The 24,765-nt window shown below is 75.3% G+C and carries 25 protein-coding genes; 13 read left to right on the forward strand and 12 right to left on the reverse strand.

What is annotated here, in order from left to right; translation table 11 throughout:
• Positions 1-124: 124 nt before the first annotated feature.
• From ABD358_RS21970 to ABD358_RS21995, 6 genes are all read left to right on the forward strand, one after another.
• Entirely contained in the window at positions 125-1,300 is a 1,176-nt protein-coding gene (locus tag ABD358_RS21970) for a serine hydrolase domain-containing protein (RefSeq protein ID WP_344632829.1), read from the forward strand.
• A gap of 226 nt (positions 1,301-1,526) precedes the next feature.
• Positions 1,527-1,898, forward strand: coding sequence for a hypothetical protein (locus ABD358_RS21975; protein WP_344632830.1), 372 nt, complete (start codon positions 1,527-1,529; stop codon positions 1,896-1,898).
• On the forward strand, positions 1,888-3,309 hold the full coding sequence (locus tag ABD358_RS21980; protein ID WP_344632831.1) for a sensor histidine kinase: 1,422 nt from the start codon (positions 1,888-1,890) through the stop codon (positions 3,307-3,309). The genes ABD358_RS21975 and ABD358_RS21980 overlap by 11 nt, the downstream gene beginning before the upstream one ends.
• Entirely contained in the window at positions 3,306-3,971 is a 666-nt protein-coding gene (locus tag ABD358_RS21985; RefSeq protein ID WP_344632832.1) for a response regulator transcription factor, read from the forward strand. The genes ABD358_RS21980 and ABD358_RS21985 overlap by 4 nt, the downstream gene beginning before the upstream one ends.
• Before the next feature lie 101 nt (positions 3,972-4,072).
• Positions 4,073-5,494: an SLC13 family permease gene (locus tag ABD358_RS21990; RefSeq protein WP_344632833.1), complete on the forward strand. Its 1,422-nt coding sequence runs from the start codon at positions 4,073-4,075 to the stop codon at positions 5,492-5,494.
• Positions 5,495-5,619: 125 nt separating this feature from the next.
• Positions 5,620-6,858, forward strand: a complete 1,239-nt coding sequence (locus tag ABD358_RS21995) for a glycerate kinase family protein (protein WP_344632834.1) — start codon at positions 5,620-5,622, stop codon at positions 6,856-6,858.
• 27 nt (positions 6,859-6,885) lie between these two features.
• Here the strand turns inward: ABD358_RS21995 and ABD358_RS22000 are convergent, their stop codons facing one another.
• On the reverse strand, positions 6,886-7,644 hold the full coding sequence (locus tag ABD358_RS22000; RefSeq protein WP_344632835.1) for a DeoR/GlpR family DNA-binding transcription regulator: 759 nt from the start codon (positions 7,642-7,644) through the stop codon (positions 6,886-6,888).
• A 72-nt stretch (positions 7,645-7,716) separates the two neighbouring features.
• Between ABD358_RS22000 and ABD358_RS22005 the strand changes: the two genes are divergently transcribed.
• Positions 7,717-8,979, forward strand: coding sequence for an MFS transporter (locus tag ABD358_RS22005; protein WP_344632836.1), 1,263 nt, complete (start codon positions 7,717-7,719; stop codon positions 8,977-8,979).
• A gap of 44 nt (positions 8,980-9,023) precedes the next feature.
• Here the strand turns inward: ABD358_RS22005 and ABD358_RS22010 are convergent, their stop codons facing one another.
• Together ABD358_RS22010 and ABD358_RS22015 are read right to left on the reverse strand one after the other, a co-directional pair.
• Positions 9,024-10,742: a PP2C family protein-serine/threonine phosphatase gene (locus tag ABD358_RS22010; RefSeq protein ID WP_425576388.1), complete on the reverse strand. Its 1,719-nt coding sequence runs from the start codon at positions 10,740-10,742 to the stop codon at positions 9,024-9,026.
• A 126-nt stretch (positions 10,743-10,868) separates the two neighbouring features.
• Positions 10,869-11,690: an SAM-dependent methyltransferase gene (locus tag ABD358_RS22015; protein WP_344632837.1), complete on the reverse strand. Its 822-nt coding sequence runs from the start codon at positions 11,688-11,690 to the stop codon at positions 10,869-10,871.
• Between the two features lie 371 nt (positions 11,691-12,061).
• Here ABD358_RS22015 and ABD358_RS22020 point away from each other — a divergent pair, with 371 nt between their 5' ends.
• Together ABD358_RS22020 and ABD358_RS22025 are read left to right on the forward strand one after the other, a co-directional pair.
• The gene (locus tag ABD358_RS22020) at positions 12,062-12,715 is read left to right on the forward strand and encodes a sigma-70 family RNA polymerase sigma factor (RefSeq protein WP_344632838.1); all 654 of its coding nucleotides are present in this window, start codon (positions 12,062-12,064) and stop codon (positions 12,713-12,715) included.
• The gene (locus tag ABD358_RS22025) at positions 12,716-13,447 is read left to right on the forward strand and encodes a hypothetical protein (protein ID WP_344632839.1); all 732 of its coding nucleotides are present in this window, start codon (positions 12,716-12,718) and stop codon (positions 13,445-13,447) included.
• A gap of 264 nt (positions 13,448-13,711) precedes the next feature.
• Here ABD358_RS22025 and ABD358_RS22030 read toward each other — a convergent pair whose 3' ends face one another.
• Both ABD358_RS22030 and ABD358_RS22035 read right to left on the reverse strand, forming a co-directional pair.
• Entirely contained in the window at positions 13,712-14,383 is a 672-nt protein-coding gene (locus ABD358_RS22030) for a sigma-70 family RNA polymerase sigma factor (protein ID WP_425576384.1), read from the reverse strand.
• Positions 14,384-14,456: 73 nt separating this feature from the next.
• Positions 14,457-15,038: a hypothetical protein gene (locus ABD358_RS22035; protein ID WP_344632841.1), complete on the reverse strand. Its 582-nt coding sequence runs from the start codon at positions 15,036-15,038 to the stop codon at positions 14,457-14,459.
• A gap of 187 nt (positions 15,039-15,225) precedes the next feature.
• Here ABD358_RS22035 and ABD358_RS22040 point away from each other — a divergent pair, with 187 nt between their 5' ends.
• Positions 15,226-16,767 carry a PepSY-associated TM helix domain-containing protein gene (locus tag ABD358_RS22040; RefSeq protein WP_344632842.1) on the forward strand — a complete coding sequence of 514 codons (1,542 nt, stop codon included), beginning with the start codon at positions 15,226-15,228 and terminating at the stop codon, positions 16,765-16,767.
• Positions 16,768-16,911: 144 nt separating this feature from the next.
• On the forward strand, positions 16,912-19,017 hold the full coding sequence (locus ABD358_RS22045; RefSeq protein ID WP_344632843.1) for a PBS lyase: 2,106 nt from the start codon (positions 16,912-16,914) through the stop codon (positions 19,015-19,017).
• Between the two features lie 20 nt (positions 19,018-19,037).
• Here the strand turns inward: ABD358_RS22045 and ABD358_RS22050 are convergent, their stop codons facing one another.
• The 4 genes from ABD358_RS22050 to ABD358_RS22065 all read right to left on the reverse strand — a co-directional run bounded on the left by ABD358_RS22050 (position 19,038) and on the right by ABD358_RS22065 (position 22,063).
• Positions 19,038-19,721 carry a lysophospholipid acyltransferase family protein gene (locus ABD358_RS22050; protein WP_344632844.1) on the reverse strand — a complete coding sequence of 228 codons (684 nt, stop codon included), beginning with the start codon at positions 19,719-19,721 and terminating at the stop codon, positions 19,038-19,040.
• A gap of 189 nt (positions 19,722-19,910) precedes the next feature.
• Positions 19,911-20,741, reverse strand: a complete 831-nt coding sequence (locus tag ABD358_RS22055) for an SAM-dependent methyltransferase (protein WP_344632845.1) — start codon at positions 20,739-20,741, stop codon at positions 19,911-19,913.
• A 223-nt stretch (positions 20,742-20,964) separates the two neighbouring features.
• Entirely contained in the window at positions 20,965-21,201 is a 237-nt protein-coding gene (locus tag ABD358_RS22060; RefSeq protein WP_344632846.1) for a DUF397 domain-containing protein, read from the reverse strand.
• A gap of 1 nt (position 21,202) precedes the next feature.
• Complete coding sequence (locus ABD358_RS22065; RefSeq protein WP_344632847.1) at positions 21,203-22,063, reverse strand: helix-turn-helix domain-containing protein; 861 nt, start codon at positions 22,061-22,063, stop codon at positions 21,203-21,205.
• A 129-nt stretch (positions 22,064-22,192) separates the two neighbouring features.
• Here ABD358_RS22065 and ABD358_RS22070 point away from each other — a divergent pair, with 129 nt between their 5' ends.
• Complete coding sequence (locus ABD358_RS22070) at positions 22,193-22,465, forward strand: hypothetical protein (RefSeq protein ID WP_344632848.1); 273 nt, start codon at positions 22,193-22,195, stop codon at positions 22,463-22,465.
• Positions 22,459-22,920, forward strand: coding sequence for a hypothetical protein (locus ABD358_RS22075; protein WP_344632849.1), 462 nt, complete (start codon positions 22,459-22,461; stop codon positions 22,918-22,920). Before ABD358_RS22070 ends, ABD358_RS22075 begins: the two co-directional genes overlap by 7 nt.
• A gap of 19 nt (positions 22,921-22,939) precedes the next feature.
• Here the strand turns inward: ABD358_RS22075 and ABD358_RS22080 are convergent, their stop codons facing one another.
• The 3 genes from ABD358_RS22080 to ABD358_RS28475 all read right to left on the reverse strand — a co-directional run bounded on the left by ABD358_RS22080 (position 22,940) and on the right by ABD358_RS28475 (position 24,527).
• Entirely contained in the window at positions 22,940-23,437 is a 498-nt protein-coding gene (locus ABD358_RS22080; protein WP_344632850.1) for a winged helix-turn-helix domain-containing protein, read from the reverse strand.
• 165 nt (positions 23,438-23,602) lie between these two features.
• Positions 23,603-24,187: an NADPH-dependent FMN reductase gene (ssuE, locus tag ABD358_RS22085; RefSeq protein ID WP_344632851.1), complete on the reverse strand. Its 585-nt coding sequence runs from the start codon at positions 24,185-24,187 to the stop codon at positions 23,603-23,605.
• Between the two features lie 256 nt (positions 24,188-24,443).
• Positions 24,444-24,527, reverse strand: coding sequence for a putative leader peptide (locus ABD358_RS28475; protein WP_425576389.1), 84 nt, complete (start codon positions 24,525-24,527; stop codon positions 24,444-24,446).
• Positions 24,528-24,765 lie beyond the last annotated feature (238 nt).

A 24,765-nucleotide genomic window follows, 5' to 3' on the forward strand; every position in this document is an offset into this window, starting at 1 on the left:
CGGTCCGCCGCCGCCCGGCCCGGACCGCCCCGCGGACCGGCCCCCGCCGCAGACGGCCGCCGACTCGCCGCCGAACGGCGACCCGATAGGGTCGGGCGACCAACTCACAAAGGGGGAAGCGTAGTTGAGAGCCCGCGCCATCACCGTTCTGACGATTCTCGCGGCGGCGCTGACCACGTCCCCGGGGACGGCCTCCGCGACCGCGCCCGAACCCGTTCCCGCGACCGCCCCCGCGTCGTCGGCGTCCGTGCCGGACGCCGACGCCCTCCAGGAGGCACTGGACGGACTGACCGCCGCCGGCGCGCCGGCGGCCCTGGCCGAGGTCCGCGCCGGGGACCGGGTGTGGTCGGGAGCGAGCGGAGTACGCGACATCCGCACCGGGCGGGCGGCCCGCCCCGGCGACCGCCACCGCATCGCCAGCGTCACCAAGGCCATGGTGGCGACGGTGGTGCTGCAACTCGTCGACGAGGGGCGGCTGTCCCTGGGCGACCCGCTGGAGAAGCACCTGCCCGGCCTGCTGCCGTCCACCGAAGCGGTCACGGTCGGGCGGCTGCTCGACCACACCAGCGGCATCCCCGACTACTTCGGCCCGCTGTACCCGACCGGGTCGGACGCCGAGATGGAGAGGAACCGCTTCCGCCGCCTCACGCCCCGGGAACTGGTCGGGCTGGCCGCGGGCGAACCGCGGAAGCCGGTGGGCGGGTTCGACTACTCCAACACCAACTACGTCCTGCTCGGCATGGTGGTGGAGGAGGTGACCGGCCGGCCGGTCGGGGAGGAGCTGGCCCGGCGCGTCTTCCGGCCGGCCCGCATGAGGCACACCTCGTACCCGGTCCGCAGTCCCCTGGTGGCGGGTCCGCACGTCCGCGGCTACCGGCAGGACGAACGGGGGCGGCTGGTGGACACCACGGTGTACACCCCGTCGGTGTGGGGGGCCGCCGCGGGCGTGGTGTCCACCACCGGCGACGTCAACCGGTTCTTCCGCGCGCTGTCCGACGGCACCCTGCTCTCCCCGGCCCGCCTGGCGGACATGCGCACGCTCGACGGCCCCGGCGACTTCTACGGGCTGGGCGTGATGGGCGGCGGGGACCTCTGCCCGGCCGAGCCCGGCGACCTGCTGTGGGGGAACATGGGCAACGGGTTCGGGTACCGGACGCAGTCGTGGAGCTCGCCCGACGGCAGCCGCCAGGTCACCTTCGCCTGGACGCTGACCGTGCCCGGCGTCACCGGCCCGCCCGAGGTCGAGAAGGCCGCGCACGAGTTCCTGGTGACCGCCGTCGGCGCCACCTGCGAGTCCTGACCCGCGCTCCCCGGCCGTGGCGGGGGCCCGCCCCGGTGGGGGGCGGGCCCCCGCCACGGCCGTGCGCACGGCCTCGTTAAGGTGGCGAGGAGAGGCCGTACGACGGAAGGAGGGGCCGAGCCGTGACCCCCGCGACGGTGCCCGCCCCGCCGTGCCGCCCGAAGATGAGGATCTCCTCATCCGTCCTTCATGCGGGGGCGGTCCCGGGGCGCCGAGACTGCTTCCCATGCCACTGAAGCAGCGAGCCCTCACCCTGGCCGCCGTCGTCGCGATCCCGCTGGGGATCGCCGCGACCAGCTATGCCCTCACCGACGCCCCGCCGACGGAGAAGGCCCCGGCGGAGGTGCGGATGGAGAGCGGCACACCGACGGCCGAACCGACGTCGACCCCGAAGCCGAAGGACGAGGCGGTCCCACCCCGGCCGCAGGACGACGCCGACGACGCCGACGACACTGCCGACGACACTGCCGACGACGGCGCGGACGACGCGGAGGGCCGGGACGGCGGAACCACCGCCTCCCCGGGCGCGGACGACGGAGACGACGGCGCGGACGACGGCGCGGACGACGACGAGGACGACGGACCGGGTGACGACTGACCGACCCAGGATCTCCGCGCGGGTCCGGATCCTCCTGTGGCTGCTGGTGGTGATGGCGGTGGCCCTGGTGGCGGTGGCCCTGACCACCCGGTCGGTGCTGCTGCGCGACGTGGACCACCGCGTCGACCGGCTGCTCGCCCAGGAGACCCAGGAGTTCGCCAACTTCGTGGACCAGGGCATAGACCCGGACACCGGGCGGCGGTTCACCAGCCCCGAACGGCTGCTCGTCGTCTTCCTCCAGCGCCAGTACGCCGACCCCGACGAGGAGCTCCTGGGCCTGGTGGCCCGCGAGGGCGCGGAACCCGCGATCAAGACCCAGGCCCGCACGGCCCCGGTCGCCTCCCCGCTCGCCGAGGACGGCGCCCTCGCGGAGATCTTCGCCTCCGGCGCCTCCACCGGCACCCTCGACCGCTCCTCCGGCGAGGTGCGCTGGGCCAAGGTCGCCGTGCGGTCCGACCCCGCGGCGGCCTTCGTCGTCGCCTTCCACCCCGCGTCGGAGAAGCACCGGGCGAACGAGATCTTCACCATGTTCCTCGCCACCTCCGGAGTGGCCCTGGTGCTCACCACCGGCATCGGCTGGGCGATCGCGGGGCGCATCCTCAGGCCCGTGCGGGTGGTCAGCAGCACGGCCGCCGAGATCACCGAGCAGGACCTGACACGCCGCATACCGGTCCAGGGCACCGACGACATCGCGGCCCTGACCGTGACGTTCAACGCCATGCTGGACCGGCTGGAGCGCGCGTTCGCCGCCCAGCGGGAGTTCGTGGACGACGCGGGCCACGAGCTGCGCACCCCCATCACCATCGTCCAGGGCCACCTGGAGCTGATGGGCGACGATCCGGCCGAACGGGAGGAGACCGTCCGGCTGGTCACCGACGAACTGGACCGGATGAGCCGGATCGTGGAGGACCTGCTGCTGCTCGCCAAGGCCGAGCGGCCGGACTTCCTGAGACCGGAACCGGTGCAGCTCGCGGAACTCACCGCGGACATCTTCGTCAAGGTGCGCGCTCTGGGGGACCGCGACTGGCAGCTTCCCGAGGTCGGCGAGGGCGAGGTGGAACTGGACGAGCAGCGGATCACCCAGGCGATGGTGCAGCTCGCCCAGAACGCGGTCCAGCACACCGTCGCGGGCCAGACCGTGCGGATCGGCTCCCGGCGCGCGGGCACGCGCGTCGAGCTGTACGTGGCGGACTCGGGCCCGGGCGTGCAGGAGCAGGACCGCGAAGTGATCTTCGAGAGGTTCCGGCGCGGCACGGCACGGCGCGGGGCCCGAGGCTCCGGGGCCGGGCTCGGCCTGTCGATCGTGCGGGCCATCGCCGAGGGCCACCACGGGAGGGTGGACCTGGACACCACTCCCGGCGGCGGCGCGACGTTCACACTCGTACTGGAGAGGCCGGGAGACGCACCGTGAGCCGGATTCTGATCGTCGAGGACGAGGAGCGCATCGCCTCCTTCGTCGACAAGGGACTGCGGGCCAACGGATTCACCACGACCATCGCCCGGGACGGCGACACGGCGTACGACTACGCGCGCACCGGCGGCTTCGACCTGGTGCTGCTGGACATCGGCCTGCCCGGCCGGGACGGCTTCACCGTGCTGCGGGAGCTGCGCGAGGCCCGTGTCACGGTGCCGGTCATCGTCCTCACCGCCCGCGACTCGGTGCGGGACACGGTGGCGGGCCTGGAGGGCGGCGCGGACGACTGGATGACCAAGCCGTTCCGCTTCGAGGAACTGCTCGCCCGGGTCCGCCTGCGGATGCGCACCGCGGCACGCGCGCCGGAGGTGACGGTGCTGCGCGGCGCGGGCGTCGACCTGGACCTGCGCACCCGGCGGGCGCGGGCCGGCGGCGGCACGGTGGACCTCACGTCCCGCGAGTTCGTACTGCTGGAGCTGTTCCTGCGCCACCCCGGGCAGGTGCTCTCCCGGGAGCAGATCCTCTCCCACGTGTGGGGCTACGACTTCGACCCGGGCTCCAACATCGTGGACGTCTACGTCCGGGCCCTGCGCAAGAAGCTCGGCCAGGGCGTGGTGGAGACGGTGCGGGGGATGGGCTACCGGCTGGCGCGGGACTGACCCCGTCCTCCGCCGCGTACCGGGCGGTGACCCGCCATCAGGTGAAATTTCCCTCATCGGCGGTTCACGGAGCGCTCACCGCCCCCTCGGACGCTTGGGGCATGACCTTGACGCCCCGGCACGCGGTGACCCTCTGCGCGGCGCTGAGCCTGATCGCCGTGCTCGCCGTTCCCACGGCCCTGCCCGGTCTGGGCGGTGACGCGCGGATCACCCTCGCGGTGTTCGCCCTCGCCACCTGCGCGTGGGTGGGCACCCGGATCGACGACACCTACATCGCGCTCGGCGCCGGCCTGGCCCTCACCTCGGCGGGCGTGATCAGCAGCGAGACCCTGTTCGGCACCCTCGGGGACGAGACCGTCTGGCTGCTGATCTGCGCCTTCGTGCTGGCCGCCGCGGTGACGCGGAGCGGGCTGGCGGGCCGGGGCGCGGTCTTCCTGGTCACCGGGGCGAGGTCGGTGCGCCAACTGGTCCACCTGACCACCGCGGCGCTGGTGGCGACGGCCTTCGCGGTGCCGTCCACCTCCGGCCGGGCCGCGCTCGCCCTGCCGGTGTTCCTCGCCATGGCGAAGGTCCTGGCGGACCGCAGGCGGCTGGTGGTCATGCTGGCCCTGCTCTTCCCCGCCGTCATCCTGCTGTCGGCGGTGGCCACGCTGATCGGGGCGGGCGCGCACCTCATCACGGTCTCGGTGCTGGAGGAGGCCACCGCCGTCCGGATCGGCTTCACCGAGTGGCTGCTGCTGGGACTTCCGCTCGCGGTGGTGTCCTCGCACGCCGCGGCCGAGGTGGTGCTGCTGGTCATGACCCGGCGCGAGGACCGGCGCGGACCGGTCCGGATCACGGCCGAGGACGTCCAGGCGCACAGCGGGCACCCGGTCACCGGGCCGCTCTCCCCGGGGGAGAGCCGGGTGGCGCTGCTGCTGGCCACGGTGGTGGCGCTGTGGAGCAGCGAGTCGCTGCACGGCGTGCCCCCGGCCGTGGTGGCCCTAATCGGAGCGGTCGTCGCCACCTCCCCCGCGCTGGGCGCCGTACGGCTGAAGGACGCGCTCAGGACCGTGCCGTGGTCGCTGCTGCTGTTCATGGCGGCCACGATGGCGATGGGCGTGGCGCTCGCGGACTCCGGCGCGGCGGACTGGCTGACGCGGGGACTGCCCGGGGACGTGCCGCCGTGGCTGTTCCTGGCCGCGGTCGTCGTGGTGAGCACCGCCGCGCACCTGCTGATCCAGTCCCGCTCGGCGCGCTCCGCGGTGCTGGTGCCGCTGGTCGTCGTGGCGGCGGCGGAGGCCGGGGTGAACCCGGTGGCCGCGGCGCTGGCCTCCACGGCCGCCGCGGGCTTCTGCCACACGCTGCCCGCCTCGGCGAAACCGGTCGCGCTCTTCGCCGACCTCCCCGCCGGGACGCCGACCTACACCCCCCGCGACCTGCTGAGGGTGGCCGTGGTGCTGGCCCCGCTGAGCGCGGCGCTGGTGCTGCTGTTCGCCCTGGTTGTTTGGCCCGCGCTGGGCGTCGCCGTCGCCGTCCCCTGACCCCGCCCTCCCGTACCTCCGCCCTCCCCGCTTCACCCGCTTCCCCGCCTTCTCCCGTTCCCGTCCCCCCGCTTCACCGCCTTTTCCGCCGCGTCCCCAGGGACGCCCGTGCCAAGGAGTCCTCGATGATCCGCCACATCGCCATCGCCCCGTCGGGTTTCAAGGAGTCGCTGTCCGCCCGAGCCGCCGCCGAGGCCATCGCGGCCGGGGTGCGCCGGGTGCTGCCCGGTGCGTCCCTGGACCTGATCCCCCTGGTGGACGGGGGCGAGGGCACCGCCGAGGAACTGGCGGCCGCGAGCGGCGGACGGCTGCTGCCGGTCCGCGCCACCGGACCGGTCGGCACCCCCCTGACGAGTCACATCGCGCTGCTGCCCGACGGCACCGCGGTGGTGGAGATGGCGGCGGTGGCGGGGCTGTCCCTGGTGCCGCCCACGCTGCGCGACCCCGGCGCCACCACCACCCACGGGGTCGGCCGGCTCATCGGCGCCGCGCTCGACGAGGGCGCCCGGCGCATCCTGGTCGGCTGCGGGGACTCGGGCACCTCCGACGGCGGCGCCGGGGCGCTCCAGGCCCTGGGCGCCCGCCTCCTGGACGGCGACGGACGCGAACTCCCCTGGGGAGGACGCGAACTGGTGAGACTGCGGCGCATCGACGCCTCCGGGCTCGACCCGCGACTGGCGGCCACCGAGATCCTGGTGGCCTGCAACCCCTTCAACGTGCTGTGCGGGCCGCGCGGCGTGGCACGCGTCTTCGGACCGCAGAAGGGGGCGACCCCGGCGCAGGTGGAGGAGCTGGCGGCGGGACTGGAGCGGTGGGCCGCGGTGCTGGAGAGAGACCTCGCGCCCGCCGGGACGGACCTGCGGCTGGGACCGGGCACGGGCGCGTCGGGCGGACTCGGCGCCGGGCTCGCCGCGCTCGGCGCGACACTGGCGCCCCGGTTCGACGTGCTGCTCGACCGGGTGGACCTGGACGCACGGCTGGCCCGCGCCGACCTGGTGCTCACCGCCGAGGGCGCGCTGGACGGCCAGACCCCGCGCGGCAAGGTCCCCGCCGAGGTCGCCCGCCGGGCCAAGCGCGCCGGGCGGCCGGTCCTCGCCCTCGCCGGCACCCTCGGGGAAGGCGCCCACGAGGTGCGCGGCGCGGGAGTGGACGCGTGGAGCGGCATCCTGCCCGCTCCGGTCACCCTGGCGGAGGCGCTGCAGCGCGGCGGGGAGTTCCTGGCCGACGCCACCGAACGGGCCCTGCGGATGGTGCTGGTGGGGATGCGCGCGGCCACGTCCGCCGGCACGGCCGACACGGCTGCTTCGCCGCGGCCGGCGGTGCTTCGGGGCTCCGCGCGGTCCGGCCGGCGGCCCGGGCGTTGAGCCGCCGGGCCGTGCCCGGCCGCGTGCTCACACCTTCCTCACGGTCACGCCCGCGGCGGCCAGGGCCTCGGTCTCGTCGTCGGGTGCGGCGGCGTCGGTGACGACGGTGTGCAGGGCGGAGACGGGGGCGACGAAGGCCAGCGCGGTGCGGGAGAACTTGGCCGCCTCCGCGACGGCCACGACGCGGCGGGAGGCCTCGATCGCGGCGCGTTTGACGGTGGCGTCGTCCAGGTCGTACGCGGTCAGTCCATGGGCGGCGGTCAGGCCGCAGCAGCCGATGACGGCCGTGTCGAAGCGCAGGGCGGCCAGTGACGCCGTGGTGAGCGGCCCGGTCAGGGCCAGTTCGCCCGGCCGGGGCCGGCCGCCGGGAACCAGCAGCGTCAGGTGCGGCGACCCGGTCAGCGCGTTGGCGCCGTGGAGGGAGAGCGGCATCACGGTCAGGCGGCGGTGCGCGAGGGCGCGGGCCACCTCCAGACAGGTGGTGCCGCTGTCGAGGACGACGGACTCGCCGTCGGCGAGCAGCCCGGCGACCTCCGCGGCGATGCGCCGTTTGACCTCCTGGCCCTCCTGCGCCCGCAGCGCGAAGGGGGGCTCCTCCCCGCGCAGCAGCAGGCTCCTCGCCCCTCCCCGGTAGCGCTCCAGGACGCCCTGGGCGGCCAGGGTCTCCAGGTCGCGGCGGATGGTCATCTCCGAGGCGCCGGTGAGCTCGGCCAGCTCGGCGACGCCGACGCGTCCCGCCTCGCGCACGGCCTCGGTGATCCGTCTCAGTCGGTCCGCGCTTGCCATGCGCACATTGAACAGCATCACTGTGCGTAGATCGACCTTACGAACAGAAAATTTGTTGGGTATGTTCGTCCGGTGAGAAGAACCCTACGGGCCGCCCGGCTGGCCACCTTCGTCTACTTCGTCCTGAACGGTTTCCTCCTGGGGATGTGGATCGTCCACATCCCCGCCGTCGAGCACCGTGTGGGCGTCGACCACGCGGTCCTCGGCTGGCTCCTGCTCCTGCTCGGCGGGGGGGCCTTCGCGGGCATGCAGATCGCCGGCCCGCTCGCCGACCGCTTCGGCGCGCGCGCCGTCGTACCGGCCAGCGCGGCGCTGTGCAGCGCGACCCTGGTCCTGCCGGGCCTGGCCGTGGACGCCTGGACGCTGGGGGCGGCGCTGCTGGTGTTCGGCATGGGCAACGGCTGCCTGGACGTGAGCATGAACGCCCACGCCGTCCAGGTCGAACGGGGCTACCGGCGGCCCGTCATGTCCGCCTTCCACGCGGCCTTCTCCGTCGGCGGCGTCATCGCCTCACTGGTCGGTGCCCGCACCCTCGGCTGGGACTGGAGCCCGGCGACGACACTGGGCGCGATGGCGGTCCTCGGCCTGCTCGTCTCCGTGACGGCCGTCCCCGCGCTGCTGCGCCCCGAACCGGTCCGCACGCCCGAGGCCGCCACCGGGCAGAAGAAGGGGCGGCGCAGGACGCCCCGCCACATCTGGGCACTGGCCGTGCTCGCGCTGATGCTCATGCTGAGCGAGGGCGTGGCCAACGACTGGAGCGTGCTCCACCTGCGGGACGTCCTGGACGCGCCCGAGTCCACCGCCGCCCTCGCCTACGGGGCCTTCGCCACGGCCATGACCGTCGGACGCCTGCTGACCGACCGGACGGTCGCGCGCTTCGGCCCGGTGGCCGTCGTCCGCTACGGCGCCGCCACGGCCGCGCTCGGCCTGACGGCGGCGGCGCTGTCCCCGTGGATCCCCCTGGCCCTGGCCGGCTGGACGCTGTTCGGCATCGGCCTGTCCGGCAGCGTCCCGCAGCTCTTCAGCGCCGCCGGCCACGCCGACCGGGAAGCCGCCGGGGCCAACGTCTCCCGCGTCGCCGGACTCGGCTACCTCGGCATGCTCGCCGGGCCCGCGGTCATCGGGCCGCTGACCCACCTCGTCCCGCTCAACCTGACCTTCTTCCTGCCCGTGGCGCTCTGCCTGGTCGCCGTCTGGAAGGCCGGACTCCTGCGCCCCGCCGAGGCCGCCAGGCCGGACGACAGCCCGGACGACAGCGGAGAGGCGGCCCAGGAGGAGGCCCCGGGGAAGGCGGCACAGGAGGAGGCCGTCCCCTCGCCGTCCCGGCCCGACTGACCGCCCCGGCCGGCCCCGGGGCTTCCACTCCCCGGCGCCGGGCCTCAGTCGCGGCCGGGCACGCGCAGGACGAGCAGGGCGACGTCGTCGTCGTTGTCGGCGGGACGGGTGCGGTCGAGCAGCCGGTCGCAGAAGACGTCCAGGGGCCGCTGGGCCAGCGCGGCGGCGTGCCGCCGGAGCCGGTCCAGCCCCTCGTCGATGGAGCGGCCGGGGGACTCGACCAGACCGTCGGTGTAGAACACCACGGTGGACAGGGGCGGCAGCAGGGCGACGGCGTCGGAGCGGGAGGGGGTGATCCCCGTGCCGAGGAGAAGGCCGTGCCCGGCCTCCAGGAAGCGGGACCGCCCGTCGGGGCAGACCAGGAGCGGCGGCGGATGGCCGGCGTTGGTCCAGCGCAGCCGCCACCGCCGGTCCCCGGTGTCCTCCAGCCGGGCGAAGACCAGGGTGGCCATCGACGCCTCGGTTATCCGGGCCACCGCCCGGTCGAGCCGGTCGACGATCCTGCTGGGAGGCTCCTGGTGGGACCAGGCGTAGGCCCGCAGCATGTTGCGGAGCTGCGCCATGCCGGCCGCGGCGTCCAGATCGTGGCCGATCACGTCGCCGATCACCAGGGCGGTCACGCTGTTGGGGAGGATGAAGGCGTCGTACCAGTCACCGCCGACCTGGGAGGAGTGCGGGGCCGGCACGTAACGGGCGGCCATCTCCAGCCCCGGCACACGGGGCAATTGCGGCAGCAGATGGCGCTGCATGGTCTCGGCGACCCGCCGCTGCCGCTGGTACAGGCGCGCGTTGTCCAGCGCGAGCCCGGCCCGGCGTGCGATGTCGTCGAGCAGGGACAGCTCGGCGGGGGCGAACGGCCGGGGCTGCTCGGAGCGGCCCAGGGTCAGGGCCCCGAGCACCTCCCGCAGGCCGCGGATCGGCGCTATGGCCGCGGAGTGGATGCCGGTCTCCCGGAACAGCTCGCGCTGCACGACCGCGACGGCCGAATCCGGTGGCCCCTGGTAGTCCTCGGGGCCCGCCAGCGCCGACGCCGCCCCGCGCAGCGCCCGCGACAGGGGCATCGGGGAATCCTGCGGGACCGGCGGCATCGGCCCGGCCAGGTCCTCCCGGTCCACCAGGACGCCGTTCTCGTGGTGCACCACGGCGGTGCGCCACACCTCGTTCTGCTCGGAGATCAGGTCCACCACCGCCCAGTCCGCCAGACGGGGCACCACCAGGTGCAGCAGTCGGCGCAGCGCCTCCTCGACGTCCAGGGTGGAGGTGAGCCGCGTGGTGGTCTCGGCGAGCAGGGCCAGGCGGTCGAGCTCCGACAGCGGCGCCGCGGGGCCGCCCGGCTCCGGCCCGGCGGCCTCGGCGGGGCCGGGCGAGTGGAGCACCACCATGGCACCCCTCACGCCCTCGCCGATCCGGCAGGGGGTGATCAGCCAGGACAGCGGCAGCAGGGAGCCGTCCCCGCGCTCGAACCACTCGCGTTCCCCCTGCGCCGTCCGGCCGCTGAGGAACGCCTGCATCATCAGGCACCGGGCGCGGGGCACCGTCTGCCCCCGGCCGTCCCGGTGCAGCAGGTTGTGGGCGTCCTGGCCGAGGAGTTCGCCGGCGGACCGGGCGAGCAGTGTCTCGGCCCGGGGGTTCGTCCCGACGATCCGCCCCTGGTCGTCCACCACGTACATCCCCGCGTCGGGAATGTCGGGCAGTTCGCGGAGCAGTCTCTCCGCCTCGTCGGCGGGCTGCCGCCCGGCGTTCCCGCCGGCGCTCTGGACGATCACTTCCGAACCTCCTCGGCCCCGCCCCTCCGTGCTCGGACTCCCAGCCTCCCACGAACTCCCGGCCGCGGTGGAACGGTGCGTGCCGTCACCCCTTCCGGGGGTGGCACGGAGGCCGGGGCGCGGTCAGGGCTTGCGGGCGACCGCGGCGTAGCAGGCGGCCTCGGCGTCGGTGACCCCGCCGAACTCGTCCCCGGCGTCGGGCCGCCAGCGGTGGGAGGTGGTGACGCCGGGCTCCAGCAGCTCCCAGCCGTCGAAGAACCGGGTGAACTCCTCCCAGGTGCGGGCCTGCCCCGGCGTCCCCGCGGCGCGGTAGGCCTCGACGAGGCGGGCGATGCCCTCCGGGTCGAAGTCGGGCGTGACATGGCTGATGGCCAGGGTGCTGCCCGACGGCAGGGCGTCCTTGAGGAACTCCACGATCTCGTGCGCGCGGGTTCGGCCGGGCACGAAGTGCAGCAGCGCGTTGAGGCTGAGCGCCACGGGCCGCTCCAGGTCGAGGGTCTCGCGGACCTCGGGGGCGGCCAGGAGCGCGGCCGGGTCGGTGACGTCGGCGTGGGCGTAGGCGGTGCGTCCGGCCGGGTGGCTGCGCAGCAGGGCCTGGGCGTGCGCGAGGACGATGGGGTCGTTGTCGGCGTAGACCACCCGCGACTCGGGCGCCACCTCCTGGGCCACCTCGTGGAGGTTGGGGGAGGTGGGGATGCCGGTGCCCACGTCGAGGAACTGGCGCATCCCGCCGAGGGCGAGGTGGCGGGTGGCGCGGTGCATGAACCGCCGGTTGGCGCGGGCGGTCACCAGGAGCGAGGGGAAGACGGCCATGGCCCGCCCCGCGGCCTCGCGGTCGGCGGGGAAGTTGGTGTGGCCGCCGAGGTAGTAGTCGTACATGCGGGCGGAGTGCGCCCGGTCCAGTTCCAGGTCGATCACGCCGTCGTCGGCCGTTGTGTCTGACACGCCGATCCCGCCCTCCGCGTCGGTCTGCCGCTGTCCCAGCCTCTTGCCGTGGTCCTGCTCCGTGCCGTGCGCGGCCGGGGACGGCCGGTCAGGCGAAGCCAACTGCCCTATTGGCATAGTCAGTTGGAAGCCGACCGTGTACTGTACCGTCTCCCTCCACCGGCCATGAGGGTAATCGCGTCATCGTTCCGGGCATGCTCTTCGCGAGAACCGCTTCCGGAACCGTCCACGATCCGACCGGCCGGCGGGCGGAGGCCGAGCCCTCGTCCCGGCGGCCGTCCCCGTGGCGGAACGCCACGGCGGCCGGCGAGACAGGACACCCGTGAACGACGACCTGACCAGCAGACTCACGGAGCCGGAAACAACCCGCGGTGAACACACCCGACAACGTCCCCACCGACGTGGACGACGACCACCCGCACTCGCACACCTCCCACCGGCGGATGGCCCTGACCTTCGACGCCTTCCACGAGTACCACCACAGACTGTGGCTGCGGTACGCCCGAACCCAGGTGGGCGGCCCGGCCGCCGCGGAGGCGGTCGTGGAGGCCGCCTGCCGCGCACTGCTGCACGACTGGAACCACGCACTGGAACAGGAGTCCGTCCCCGCGTACGCCTGGGCGGTCCTCAAGGAGCACATCCACGGCTGGCTGGCCGAGCACGGCCGGGAACCGGCCCTGGCGGAGACGGCCGCCTTCGACGCGGCCTGCGCCGCCCGGCTGCTGCCCGAACTGCGGGACGAGTACGGAGGGCGGGGCGAGCCGGACGGGGCCGGCGCGCACGGCGAGCACGACGAGTACACCGCGCTGGAGAGGGGGATCGGCCTGTACTCGGCCATAGCCGAGCTGCCCGAGCGGCAGCACGACATCATCGTCCTGCGGTACGTCCTGGGATGTGCCGAGGAGGACGTGGCCGAGTACCTGGGATGCGGCCGGGCCGCCCTGCGGTCGCACGTACGGCACGCCAAGAGGAAACTGGCGGCCCGGCTGAACCTGCGACGGGACCAGAGGACGGGAGAGCGGTAAGTGCGCGGCACCGACGAGCACCGGACGATCGACGCGCTGCTGGAGGAGGCGGAGATCCTCGACGACGAGTACGGCGACTACGACTCCGCCGCCGCCCGCGAGCGCATCGCCCGCGGTCCGGCCCGTCCCCGGCTCCCGGTGCCGCCGTCCGCACCGCCCCCGGTGTCCGAGCCGCGGACCGGGGGGCGGTACCGCACCGTCCACGAACAGGCCGCCCACGACCTCGACCTGGCCGTCTCCCTGGTCGTGGGCGCCCCCGGGGCGGCGGACAGCCTCGCGCGGCTGGTCGACCGCCGGCGCGCGGAACCCGAGGGGGCCCTGGTCTTCGCCTGTCTCCTCCACCTGGTCGGCCACCGGGAGGCCGCCCAGTTCTGGTGGCAGTTCGCGGCCGGCGGCGGCAGCCGCACCGCGGCCTTCTGCCTCTACCTCCACCACCGGCGCCTCGCGGAGTTCCGGGACGCCGACCACTGGCGCGACCAGGCGGCCCGGCTGGGGAACGCGCGCCGGGCCTCCGCCGCGTCCGCGCCGGAGCCGAAGGGCTTCCTCCTGCCGGGAGCGGTCCGCCGGGACCTGCTCCGCCAGTGCCACCGCGGGCGGCGCCTGCGGCTGCCGCCCGCGGTGGAGGCCGTGGTCAACCGGTTGCGCGTCACCGGCGACGACGAGGACTTCGGGGAGATCCCCCAGCCCGACCCCGGGCTGCCCGACCAGATCGCCGGCTCCCGGGGGGAGTGACGGGGACGGCCGCGCTCCGGGCGGCCCGCCGTGCCGGCGGGCCGCCCGTCCGGAACCCGGAAGCCGGGGACGCGGCCACGGGCGTTCGCCGCGGTCGCGCCCCGCCGGCCCGCGTGCACGAGCGTGCACTCCGCCCGGCGCTCGTGCCGTCCCGGGGCACACCCCGGCACAGCGGTCGGCGCCCGCCCGGTCGGTGCCCGCGCGCCGCCCGGGGCGGGCGAGGGGCGAGCGGCGGAGGGACGGGGCCCGTCGGTGGACGGCCCCTCAACCGCTGCCGCCGGCCCTTCCGGCCGCCCCGGCCGCGGGCCGGGGAGCGGCCGTCTCGGCCGCCCGGAGCAGCCCTGCCAGGGCGGCGCGGGCACGGGAGACCCGGGAGCGGACGGTGCCCACCGGGCAGCCGGTGAGCAGCGCGACCTCGGCGTACGGCAGGCCCAGTACCCGGGTGAGGAGGAACGCCTCGCGGCGCTCGGCCGGGAGCAGGTCCAGCAACTCGGCGAGCGCGACGCCCTCCTCGAAACCGGGCAGGCCGGGTGGCTGCGCCCGCTCGGCCGCGTGCTGCCAGTCGTCCGTCCCCGCCGCCCGGGGCCGGGCGGCGGCGTGGCGGAGGCTGTCGGCCACCGCGCGCCGGGCTATGGCCAGCAGCCAGGTCCGCGCGGAGGAACGGCCCTCGAAGCGGTGGATGCCGCGCAGGGCCCGCAGAAACGTCTCCTGGGCCAGGTCGTCCGCGGCCTGCGGATCCTCGCTCAGCCGGGCCACGTAGCGCCGGACGTCGGAGCGCAGGGCGCGGACGAACCGTTCGACGGCCTCGGCATCGCCTCCGCGGGCGGCCAGCGCCCACGCCGTGACGGCGTCGTCATGGGCGGAACGGAAAGGGGGAGGGGGGACGGGGGGAGCGGAATTCGTCACCGGGTGTCCTTCTCGGGAGGCCTCGGACATGCCGGAGGGCAGGCCGGGGTCCGAGGCGTGGGGGGTGGGTGGATCGCCGCCTCGGCGGTACGGGAGGCGGCCGTCAGCCGCCGGCCGGTCCGGCCGGCGGTCCCCGGGAGACGAGGGTGTGGGCGAGGAGGAGCAGCGGCGGCACGGCGTTCGAACCGGCCGGGCGGAGGCGGACGAGCCGTGGGGACGGAGGGCACGGGCGCCCCGGCGGGCGCAGCGGAGCCGCCAGCCATCCGGCGACGGACCGCAGGATCCGGAAGAAGGCCCGCTCGCCGCGGGCGAGCCACATCCCGCACACCAGCGCGGCGGCCAGGTGGACGGCAGGCATGCCGAACGGGGACGCGCCGCCCGTGCCGTGACCGGCCGCGGCGGTGTGGACCGCCGGGTGCGGCTCCCGCGAGACGGCCTGCGCCAGGACGAAGGCCCAGTGCAGCACGGTCTGGAGGGACACCGAGAACACGGCGACACCGGACGGGGACCGCTCCCGGCCCGCCAGGCACCACGCGGTACCGCCGGCCGCCACCGCGCCGGCGGCCAGGACCCACCGGGGGACGGCGGAACCCGACGCCGCCGTGTGCCCGACGGCGGCGAGCAGCACGCAGACGGCCGCGAACACCGCGGCCCGTAACGCGCGGGAACACCCACCGACGGTCATGGCGGCCTCATCCTCGCACCCGCCCGGCGCGGTGGACAGAAACCGGAACGAGGACGACGGAGCCACCCCGGCGTGTGGCGCACATCACACCTGCCGCGTGGAACCCGGCCCCTCGCCGGTCCGACCACCTGGAACGGCCGGCCGGCGACCGCCGGGCCGGTGACCGCCGACGATGGAGGAGGACGCCATGTCCACCGAACCACTCGCCCCCGCCGGAGGGGCCCCCGGGGAGACCGCCGCCGTGGCGGCCCCTCCGCCCCCCGGAACGGACGCCGGGGGACGGCCGGGGCGAGCGTCCCTGAGACCGCTGGTGTTACGCCTGCACTTCTACGCCGGGCTTCTCGTGGCGCCGTTCCTGCTGGTGGCCGCCCTGACGGGCTTCCTGTACGCCTGCTCCCTCCAGGCCGAGAAGATCGTCTACCGGCACGAGCTGAGCGTCCCGGTGGGGGAGGGGGAACTGCCCGTCTCGCGGCAGGTGGAGGCCGCCCGCGAGGCCCACCCCGAGGGCACCGTCAGCGCCGTCCGCCCCTCGCCGGAGGCCGGGGCCACCACCCGCGTCCTGCTCTCCGGCGTCCCCGGCGTGGAAGAGGGCCGCACCCTCGCCGTCTTCGTCGACCCCTACACCGGCGAGGTGCGCGGAGCGCTGGAGCAGTACGGCTCCAGCGGCGCCCTGCCCCTGCGAACCTGGATCGACGAGTTCCACCGCGACCTGCACCTGGGAGAACCCGGACGCCTCTACAGCGAACTCGCCGCCAGCTGGCTGTGGGTGATCACGGGCGGCGGCCTCGTCCTGTGGCTCGGCCGCAGGCGCACCCGGAGCGGAACGCGCTCGCTCCTCCTGCCCGACCGCGCGGCGACCGGCCGCAGACGCAGCCGCTCGCTCCACGGCGCGGTCGGCACCTGGGCCGCCCTCGGGCTGTTCTTCCTCTCCGCGACCGGCCTGACCTGGTCCGCGTACGCCGGGGCGAACATCGGCGAACTGCGCGAGGCGATCGGCCAGTCCACCCCCGTCGTCAGCATCGCGCTCGACGGAGGACACGGCGACGGGCACGGCGGAGGACACGGCGACGGCGCCGACGAGCACGCCGGTCACAAGGGCGCGCACGGCGCGGACCGCGGCACGGAAGCCCCCGGGCACTCCTCCGGTGACGTCGGCATGGACGCGGTCCTGGCCGCCGCCCGGGCCCAGGGACTGTCGGACCCGGTGGAGATCGTCCCGCCCGCCGAGCCCGGAACCGCCTACACCGTCAGGCAGATCCAGCGCAGCTGGCCCGAGAAGCAGGACGCCGTCGCCGTCCACCCCGCCACCGGCGAGGTCACCGACACCGTCCGCTTCGAGGACCACCCCCTGCTCGCCAAGCTGACCCGCTGGGGCATCGACGCCCACATGGGCACGCTGTTCGGCGTCGCCAACCAGGCCGTCCTGGCCGCCCTGGCCCTCGCACTGGTCTTCCTGATCCTGTGGGGCTACCGCATGTGGTGGCAGCGCGGCCGGGGCCGGGCCTTCGGCCGCGCGATTCCGCGCGGTGCCTGGCGGCAGGCGCCGCCGCGGCTGCTCCTGCCGCTCGCGGCCGGGGCGGCGGCCGTCGGCTGGTTCGTACCGCTGCTGGGCATCCCCCTGCTGGCCTTCCTCGTGCTCGACACGGTGCTGGGGGCGGTCCTGCGCCGCCGGAACGGCCGCACGGGCGAACCCGCGGCGGCCGGCCGGAGCGCCGGGAACGGAACCTGAGACCCCGCCCGGCGCGGTGGCTCCCCGGCGCCGGGGAGCCACCGCACGGCCCGTGCCGTGCCCGGACGGCCCTGGACGTCCAGAAAAGTGTGCCAAGCGAACCAGTGGAGCCGACCGCTGTCGGTGGCGTGGTGCAGACTCCCCGTGACCGATGACCGGAGCAGGAGGAACGCCGTGCTCGCGAGGCTGCGGGAGACCGACTGGAGCGCGCTGGAGTGCGTGGACGGTCCGGCGGACGGCGTGCCGGGTCTGCTGCTCGGACTCGCCTCCGGCGACCCGGAGGAACGCGCGGCGGCCCTGGACGGGCTGCGCCGCGCCGTGCGACATCAGGGGGACGTCCACGACTCGACGATCGCCTGCGTCCCCTTCCTGTTCGAACTGGTCGCCGACCCCGCCGTCGGCGACCGCGGCGAGCTGGTCGGCCTGCTCGTCGACATCGGGGACGAGGACCCCTACGACGAGGACGACGCGGCGGAGGACTGGGACGACGAGGGGACGCGTGCCTGGCGGGCCATGCTCCGGGAGGCCGCCACCGCCGTCCGCGCCGGGGCGGACGTCCTCCTCTCCCTGGTGGACGACCCCGATCCCGGCGTGCGCCGGGAGGCGCCCTTCGCGCTGGCCCTGTTCCACGGCGACGGGGCGCGCGTCCTGTCGGTGCTCGGGGAGAGGCTGGCGCTGGAGCGGGACGCCCGGGCGCGCCTGGCACTGGTGGACGCGGTGGAGGCGGTCGTCCGGCGGCACCCGGGGTCGGCCGGCGACGCCCTGATGCTGCTCGACGGGCTGTTCCGCCGCGGCACCGACCCCGTCGAGCGGCTCGCGGCCCTCTCCCGGCTGCTGTCCCACGCTCCCGAACGGCTGCCCGCCGGGGTCGTGCCCACCGTCGCCGGGCTGCTCGACCGGGTGCGCGAACAGCCGCCCGCCGGCGACGCGTCCGCCGGACCGGCAAAGGAGCGGGAGGCCGTGGAGCACGCGGAACTCGTCGCCACGGAGACCGTGTTCCTGCTGCGCGTCCTCCACGACCTCCTGGGCGACCGGGTGGCCGAGCGGACGGAACTGGTCCTCCACCAGCTCCGCGGCCGCGACCGGAGCGAGCGCGTGAACGCCCTGTGGGCGGCCTCCCGGCTGGTGCGCGAATGGCGCGGCGCCCACGAGGAGGTGGTGGAGTCGGTCGGCCGGGAGCTCGCCGATCCGGAGCTGAGGGGAGCCGCCGCCTCCGTGCTGAGGCAGTTCTGCGAACGGGCGGCTCCCGCCGCCGACCACCTGGCGGCCGCCGTGGCGGCGGAACCGGGGGGAGGCGTCGTGGTGCGGCCGAGCGGCACGGCGAGCGTCGGCGACGCGCTGACGGCGCTCGCCAGGCTGGGCGATCCGCGCGCCGTGCCCCACCTGGCCGCCGTGCTGGAGCGGCCCCGGCTCCCCGACGGCCTGGGCGGGGCGATGGGGAGCCTCGGCGACCGCGCCGCCCCGCTGGTGCCGCTGCTGCGCCGGAGGCTGGCGGAGACGCCGCCCGGCGAGGCCGCGTACGCCCCGGCCCTGACGTCCCTGCTGGCCTGGTCGGCCGCGCTCGGTTCGGCCGATGTCCTTCCGGAGGTGCTGCGGGTGCTGCGGGGCTCGCGCGGGATGCCGGGGGAGCGGGGCGCCGGAATCCGCCGGGCGGCCCTGCGGGCCGTCGAGGCCCTCGGGCCCGCCGCGCAGGGGGCCGCCCCGGACCTGCGGGCTCTGCTGTCCGAGCCGGGGACGGCCGTGGACGCCGCGGCGGCGCTGTGGGCGGCCGAGGGGGACGCCGAGGCCGTCCTGCCCGCTCTGCGCGCCGCGCTCGGCGGCGAGGACGACCGGGCCCGGCGGTCGGCCGCCTCCGTGCTCGGGAGGATCGGTCCCGCCGCGGCGGAGGCCGGACCGAGGCTGCGCGAACTGGCCCTGTGCGGCGGGGAGCCGCGGGCGCGGGCCGGTGCCGCGATCGCCCTGTGGCGGACGGCGGGGGACGGGGAGGCGGTCCTGCCGGTCCTGTGCCGGGAGTGGGAGCGGGACCTCGGCACCCGCGGGCCGATCGCCGGCTGTCTGGCGGAGATGGGGGCGGCGGCCGGGGCGGCGGTGCCGCTGCTGCGCGCCGAACTCGCCGAGGCCCGCCGCCTCGACCACCGCCGGGATGCCGACGGCGGCCGCGGTGCCCATGGCGTGGACGGCGACGAGGCGCTGCTGCGGGCGTGCCGGCGCGCTCTGGGGGCGATATCGCCTGCTAAGGAGAGGAGCTGACGGGGCGCCGGCTCAGGCGCTCACGCCGGGGACCGCTCCGGGGCGGGCTCCGGCGCGGGAAGGTGGCCGGCCCGGTGGGCCGCGATCCGCCAGGCGTCCACGACCGCCCGGCGGGCCCGTGCGGTGGCCGTGACGACGTCGCCGGAGAGCCGGACGGGCGCGCCGACGTGGACGTGGACGTCGGGCCGGCGCAGCGGCGCGGTGACGAACCCGGCGACCTGCTTGGCGGTGGAACCGGAGCTGATCCGGCGCGATCCGGCCTGCCCGAGCGGGACCACCGGGGCGCCCGTGGCCAGCGCGAGCCGGGCCAGGCCGCTGCGGAACGGGCCGGGCTCCGCCTCGCCCGCGTCGGTGCGGCGCGGCAGGCCGCCCTCGCCGTAGATGAGGACCACCCGTCCTGCCGCGAGTGCGGCGGCGGCGCTCTCCAGCGACGCGGCGGCCCGGTCGGTGCCGCGGTGCACCGGGACGTGTCCGTCGCGGAGGAGTGCCTGGCGCAGGCCGGGGATCCTCCACAGTCCGGCGGTGGCCAGGACGACGGGCTCGACGCCCAGACGGTGGAGGGCGGCCAGGACGACGCCGGGGTCGACGAGCGAGGTGTGGTTCGCGGCGACGACGCTGCCGGGGGCGAGGTCGGCGCCGGGGTCGGAGGTGACCCGCAGACGGCCGAGCGCGGGGACGACGGTACGGGCGACGGTGCTGAGCACGGCGGGGCTCCTCTGCGTTCTCCGAACGCCGGACGGGTGTGATGGTCAGATCGTCGTCCACGGCGCCCGCGGGCGCCTGAGTAGCCGTACTCATCCGCCCTGTGAGGTCCCGCGCGGAGCGGGCCGGGGGAGCGGCGGGCCCGCGGCCGTGCGACTCGGCGCTCCGCACGGCCGCGGGAGCTTTTCCGGCTACGCCTGCGGCTTGCGGCCCAGGCCGCCGGCGACCAGCAGGCCGGCGATGTCCAGCGGCGCCTTCACCGGCTCGTCGGGCTGCCAGTACGGCAGGTACACCACGCCCGGCTCGACCATCTCCAGTCCCTCGAAGAAGGCGGCGATCCGCGCCATGCTGCGGAGCTGTCCCCGGCCCAGGGCCTGGCGCAGCACCGCCTCCAGGCCGCGGGCCTCGGGGGTGGAGGAGCAGAAGTGGGTCAGCAGCAGGTATCCGCCCGGCGGCAGCCACTTCTTGTAGGTCTCCACCAGCCCGTCCGGGTCCTCCTCGTCCAGGAGGTGGTGGACCACGGCGTTGAGGATCAGGCCCACCGGGCGCTCCGGGTCCAGCATCCTCGTCACGTCCGGGTGGTTCAGCAGGACGTCGGGCTCGCGGATGTCGGCGGTGACCACGACGGTGCGGTCGTCGTCCTCCAGCAGGGCCCGGCCGTGGGCGAGCACGATCGGGTCGTTGTCGACGTAGACGACCCTCGCCCGGGGGTTGACCTCCTGGGCGACCTGGTGGGTGTTCTGCGCGGTGGGCAGGCCGGAGCCGATGTCGAGGAACTGGTCGATGCCCTGCCGGGCGAGGTGGCGCACCGCGCGGACCAGGAGCCTGCGGTTGGTCCGCGCGCCCTCCCCGCCGTCGGGGAAGGCCTCGGCGACCTGCGCGGCGATCTCCTGGTCCACCGGGTAGTTGTCCTTGCCGCCCAGGATCGCGTCGTAGACCCGCGCGATGCTGGGGACGGAGGTGTCGATCTCGACCGGCTCCCCCGCCGGGGGGTTCCGGGTCCAGCTCATCTCGTCGGCCATGCGCTTGTCCCTCCGAATATCTGACTGCCCGTCAGAATAGGGCCGGAGCGGCGCCTCCTGCCCGGCGTACGGCGACAATCGGCCACCGGCGTCGGCGTATGCGCCCGGCCCCGCGCACGGCCGGCTGCTCCGCCCCCCGGCCGCGGACGGCCGGGGAACGCTCCGGTGCGGTGGTGCGGTGGTGCGGTGGTGCGGTGGTGGGGTGTGCTGTGACGCCGAGGCGTCAGGAGAGCAGGAAGTCCGCCTGCCCGGCCTTGGCGCCCCGGATGAACGCGCTGATCTCCCCGCGGGTGCGGATCAGTGCCGGACCGTCGGGTTCGGCGGACTGGCGGAGGGCCACCCGGCCGCCGGGCAGTTTCCTGACCTCCACGCAGTTGCCGCCGTTCCCCCCGCTCCACGGCCGCAGCCAGCCCTCGGCGCCGAGGCCGCCGGCGGGCATGCCGTTGTACGCGCGGTCCATCTCAGAACTCCTTGCGGAGGTCCCGGAGGATCTCCCTGGTGCGTCGTGCCGTCGCCGCCTGGGCCGACATGCGGTCCAGGAGTTCCAGGTGGGAGGCCACCTCCGCGCGCTCGTCCAGGTAGACGGCGCCGGTCAGGTACTCCACGTAGACCATGTCGGGGAGCTCGGGCAGACCGAAGCGGAACAGGACGAAGGGACCGTGGATGCCGGGGTGGAACCCGGCGGAGAACTCGGTGATCTGCAGGGTGACGTTGGGCCGCTCGCTGTCGTCCAGCAGCCGGTCGATCTGGGCCCGCATGACGTCCGGCGTGCCGACGCGGCGGCGCAGCGCGGTCTCGTCCACCAGGACCCACAGGTGCGGGGGCTCGGGGCGGTCGAGCAGCTTCTGACGCTCCATGCGCAGCGCCACGTGCCGCTCGACCTCCTCCGGGGAGGTCCGCCCGACGGCCCCGGTGCGCAGCACGTACCGCGCGTACTCCTCGGTCTGGAGGAGGCCGGGTACGAGCTGCGGCTCGTAGGAGCGGATGACCTCCGCGGAGTTCTCCAGACTGACGTGGACGCTGAACCAGTCCGGCAGCACGTCGCGGAACCGCTGCCACCAGCCGGGCCGGTTGGCCTCCTCGGCGAGCGCGGCGAAGGCCTCGACGTCGGGGCCGGCCACCCCGTACGCCTCCAGCAGCAGACGCACGTACGGGATCTTCAGGGCGACCTCGGCCGTCTCCATCCTGCGGATCGTGGCGGAGGTGACGTGGAGGATCCTCGCGGCCTCGTCGCGTTTCAGGCCGGCTTTCTCCCGCAGGTCCTGGAGCCGCCTCCCCAGTACGAGCTGACCCACCGTCGGGGCCGACCGGGGCTCACTCACCGGACATCTCTCCTGGCCATGACCGGCAGTGTGCCATGCCGTCCGCGAGCCGAACACCCTGTACCCGAAACTCTGCACTTTTCAGAGTGGCCCTTGCCAACTGTCCGCCGCGGCAGCATAGTTGCCGGTGTGACACGGTTCACCGCGCTGTGGTCGCGGGCGCGCTGCGCGTTCCCCGGCTCCGGCCTCCCCCACACGACAGGACCGTCCGCGCCGGCGGAAGACGCCCTGCCGACCAGGCGACGGCAGGAGTGGTCCGTCCTGTCCAAGGGGGCGGGCGAGGCGGCGGCCCCGGCGGCTCCGGAGCCGTCCGCCGGCGCGGTGGCGGACACCGCGGGCACGGGCGAGCGCCGCGACCGGCCGGTGCGGACGCGGCCGTCCCCGGCGGGTGCGGCGTGCTGACACCGCCGAGCGGCGCCCTCATCCGCGGACTGCGCTGCCTGGGAGGCCTGCTCAGGGACCCCTCGGGAGAGCACCCCCGCGAGCGCCTCCGGCTGCCGTCCCCCCTGCGCGCCCCCCTGGGCTACGACGCCGTCGGCGTGGACGCCGGCCTCGGGCCGCGCGTCAGGCGCGGCCTGCGCCGGACGGGGTGCGTGTTCGCCGACGCCGAGCGGTGGTGGTGGATCGTGCCCGCCCAGGCCGACATCGGCCTGGTCTGGCCCGAACCGGCCCGCTACGCCCCCGGAGCCCTCGTCCCCGCCCGCGCCTCGGGCGCCGGGCCGTGCCTCACCCACTGGCCGGAGGACGACGTGCCCTACACCCACCCCGTCATGCTCTACATCGTCGTGTGCAACGTCCTGGGCGTCCGCCCGGACTGGAGCGCCGTCCCGGCGGACGCGGCGGCCGCGCGCCGCTGAGCGTGAGCGGCGGCCGGCGTCAGGCGGCCCTCGCGGCGGGCACGTACTTGTAGCCGACGCGCCGCACGGTGGCGATGCTGTCCCGGTGGGCGGGGCCGAGCTTGCGGCGGAGCCTGGCGACGTGGACGTCGATGGTGCGGCTGTCGCCCACGTGGGCGTAGCCCCACACCGCCTCCATCAGGTGGGCGCGGGTGTGGACCCGGTGCGGATGGGCCGTCAGGTGCGCCAGCAGCCCGAACTCCAGATAGGTCAGGTCCAGGGGCCGCCCGTCGACCGAGGCCGTGTACCGGTCGCGGTCGACGTGGAGTCCCGGTGCCGGTTCCGGGGGCGGTTGCGGTGTTCCGGCCCGCGGTCCCTCCACGCGCCGGACGGTGAGGTCCTGTGCGAACAGTTCGGACACCTGGGCGGTCTCGGGGGCGAGCACCACATAGGTGACCAGCCGTTCCCGGGTGCGGGGGCCGGTGGTGCCGTCCGTGCCGGTCGGGACGGGGGCGGGAGCGGTGATGGTGTGGTTCACCGTGATCGGATCCTTCTCATGGGTGGGATGGGCGGGTGCGGCCGGGTGCGGCCGCGCCCGCGGGAGGGCCGGGACCGCGGCAAGGGGTGTGGTGCGGCACCTCGTCGCCCGGTGCCCGGTCCCCGGCCGCGGGCTTCGCGGCCGGGGGCGGAGGTTCTCCCGCCGTCAGCGCAGGGAGGTCGCCGTGCCGTCGAACGCCGTGCCGTCGAGTGCCGCGGTGCCGAGGGGGAGGGAGTCGACGAAGGCGTCGACGGCGCCGAACAGGCGCAGTTCCGCCTCGGGGGCGAGGCGGGCCGTGCCGTCCGGGCGGCGCTCGATGGAGCTGTCGAGCAGGAAACAGCCGTTCACCACGTGGCGGGCGTCCAGTGCGGCCAGCACCGGCCGCAGCGCGTAGTCGATGGCCAGGACGTGCGCGAGGCTGCCGCCGGTGACCAGGGGCAGCACGGTCTTCCCCGACAGGGCCGCCTGTGGAAGCAGGTCCAGGAACGACTTGAGCAGGCCGCTGTAGGAAGCCTTGTACACCGGCGTGGCCACGATCAGTCCGTCGGCCGCCGTGACCCGGCCGACGGCGGTGCGCAGTTCGGGGGCCTCGGTCCGGCCCGCCAGCAGCTCCCCGGCCGGCAGGTCGCGTATCGCCAGGTGCTCGGCGTCGTACCCGGTGGCCGAGAGCCGGGCGATGGCGTGCTCGACCAGCAGCGCGGTGCGTGAGACGGGGGAGGGGCTGCCGGAGAGGGCGAGGAGGGGGTTCATGGGTGATGTCACTCCACGGGGAGGAAGCGGAGGGGGCGGGACGGGATCTTCGGCGCGACCGGCCGCGGTCGGCTGATCCGCCGCGTGCCCGGTGTCTCCTGCCGGGTACGACGAGCGCGGTGAACGGCAGGGCGATTCATCGTCGTACTTCGCCTCGCCGGAATCGGGGGAATCCGCGAAGAATATGCACGGAGCCCCGGGCGGTGCATGATCCGCAGGAGATGCTCAAGGCAGGAGGAACGGCCGGCTGTGCGGCTCAGCGAACGGCGGCACAGATCGCGCTGGCATGCCGTCGCAGATCGACGTGCAGGCGCGCCACGAGAATTTCGGCGTTCCTCATGGCAGACAAGAATGGCGGCGAAAACAGCCGGCGTCAACATTTTCTTCCGGTCTTCCGATGACGGAAAACGCCGCCGCGTCCTGCCTCTGTGCAGGCAGGACGCGGCGGCATGAGGGAATGGGTCGTTCCGTCCGCCTGTTCGGCGCGACCGCGGATTCGGTCATCCCGTCGGTCGTGCGGGAAAAGGCGAGGCGGAAAGCGAGGTCTTTCTGAAAGGGATCGCAGAATCCCGGCAGGG

This window comes from Streptomyces glaucosporus (genome assembly GCF_039533345.1).
Classification (GTDB): Bacteria; Actinomycetota; Actinomycetes; order Streptomycetales; family Streptomycetaceae; genus Streptomyces; species Streptomyces glaucosporus.

What these genes read in the sequence shown, in the direction of transcription:
- ABD358_RS22060 (WP_344632846.1), bottom strand. Translation starts at nt 21,201, where the DNA reads ATGGACCGCGCGTACAACGGCATGCCCGCCGGCGGCCTCGGCGCCGAG.
- ABD358_RS22055 (WP_344632845.1), bottom strand. Translation starts at nt 20,741, where the DNA reads ATGGCCGACGAGATGAGCTGGACCCGGAACCCCCCGGCGGGGGAGCCG.
- ABD358_RS21990 (WP_344632833.1), top strand. Translation starts at nt 4,073, where the DNA reads ATGACCTTGACGCCCCGGCACGCGGTGACCCTCTGCGCGGCGCTGAGC.
- ABD358_RS28475 (WP_425576389.1), bottom strand. Translation starts at nt 24,527, where the DNA reads ATGAGGAACGCCGAAATTCTCGTGGCGCGCCTGCACGTCGATCTGCGA.
- ssuE (WP_344632851.1), bottom strand. Translation starts at nt 24,187, where the DNA reads ATGAACCCCCTCCTCGCCCTCTCCGGCAGCCCCTCCCCCGTCTCACGC.
- ABD358_RS21995 (WP_344632834.1), top strand. Translation starts at nt 5,620, where the DNA reads ATGATCCGCCACATCGCCATCGCCCCGTCGGGTTTCAAGGAGTCGCTG.
- ABD358_RS22040 (WP_344632842.1), top strand. Translation starts at nt 15,226, where the DNA reads ATGTCCACCGAACCACTCGCCCCCGCCGGAGGGGCCCCCGGGGAGACC.
- ABD358_RS22000 (WP_344632835.1), bottom strand. Translation starts at nt 7,644, where the DNA reads ATGGCAAGCGCGGACCGACTGAGACGGATCACCGAGGCCGTGCGCGAG.
- ABD358_RS21975 (WP_344632830.1), top strand. Translation starts at nt 1,527, where the DNA reads ATGCCACTGAAGCAGCGAGCCCTCACCCTGGCCGCCGTCGTCGCGATC.
- ABD358_RS22030 (WP_425576384.1), bottom strand. Translation starts at nt 14,383, where the DNA reads ATGTCCGAGGCCTCCCGAGAAGGACACCCGGTGACGAATTCCGCTCCC.
- ABD358_RS22035 (WP_344632841.1), bottom strand. Translation starts at nt 15,038, where the DNA reads ATGACCGTCGGTGGGTGTTCCCGCGCGTTACGGGCCGCGGTGTTCGCG.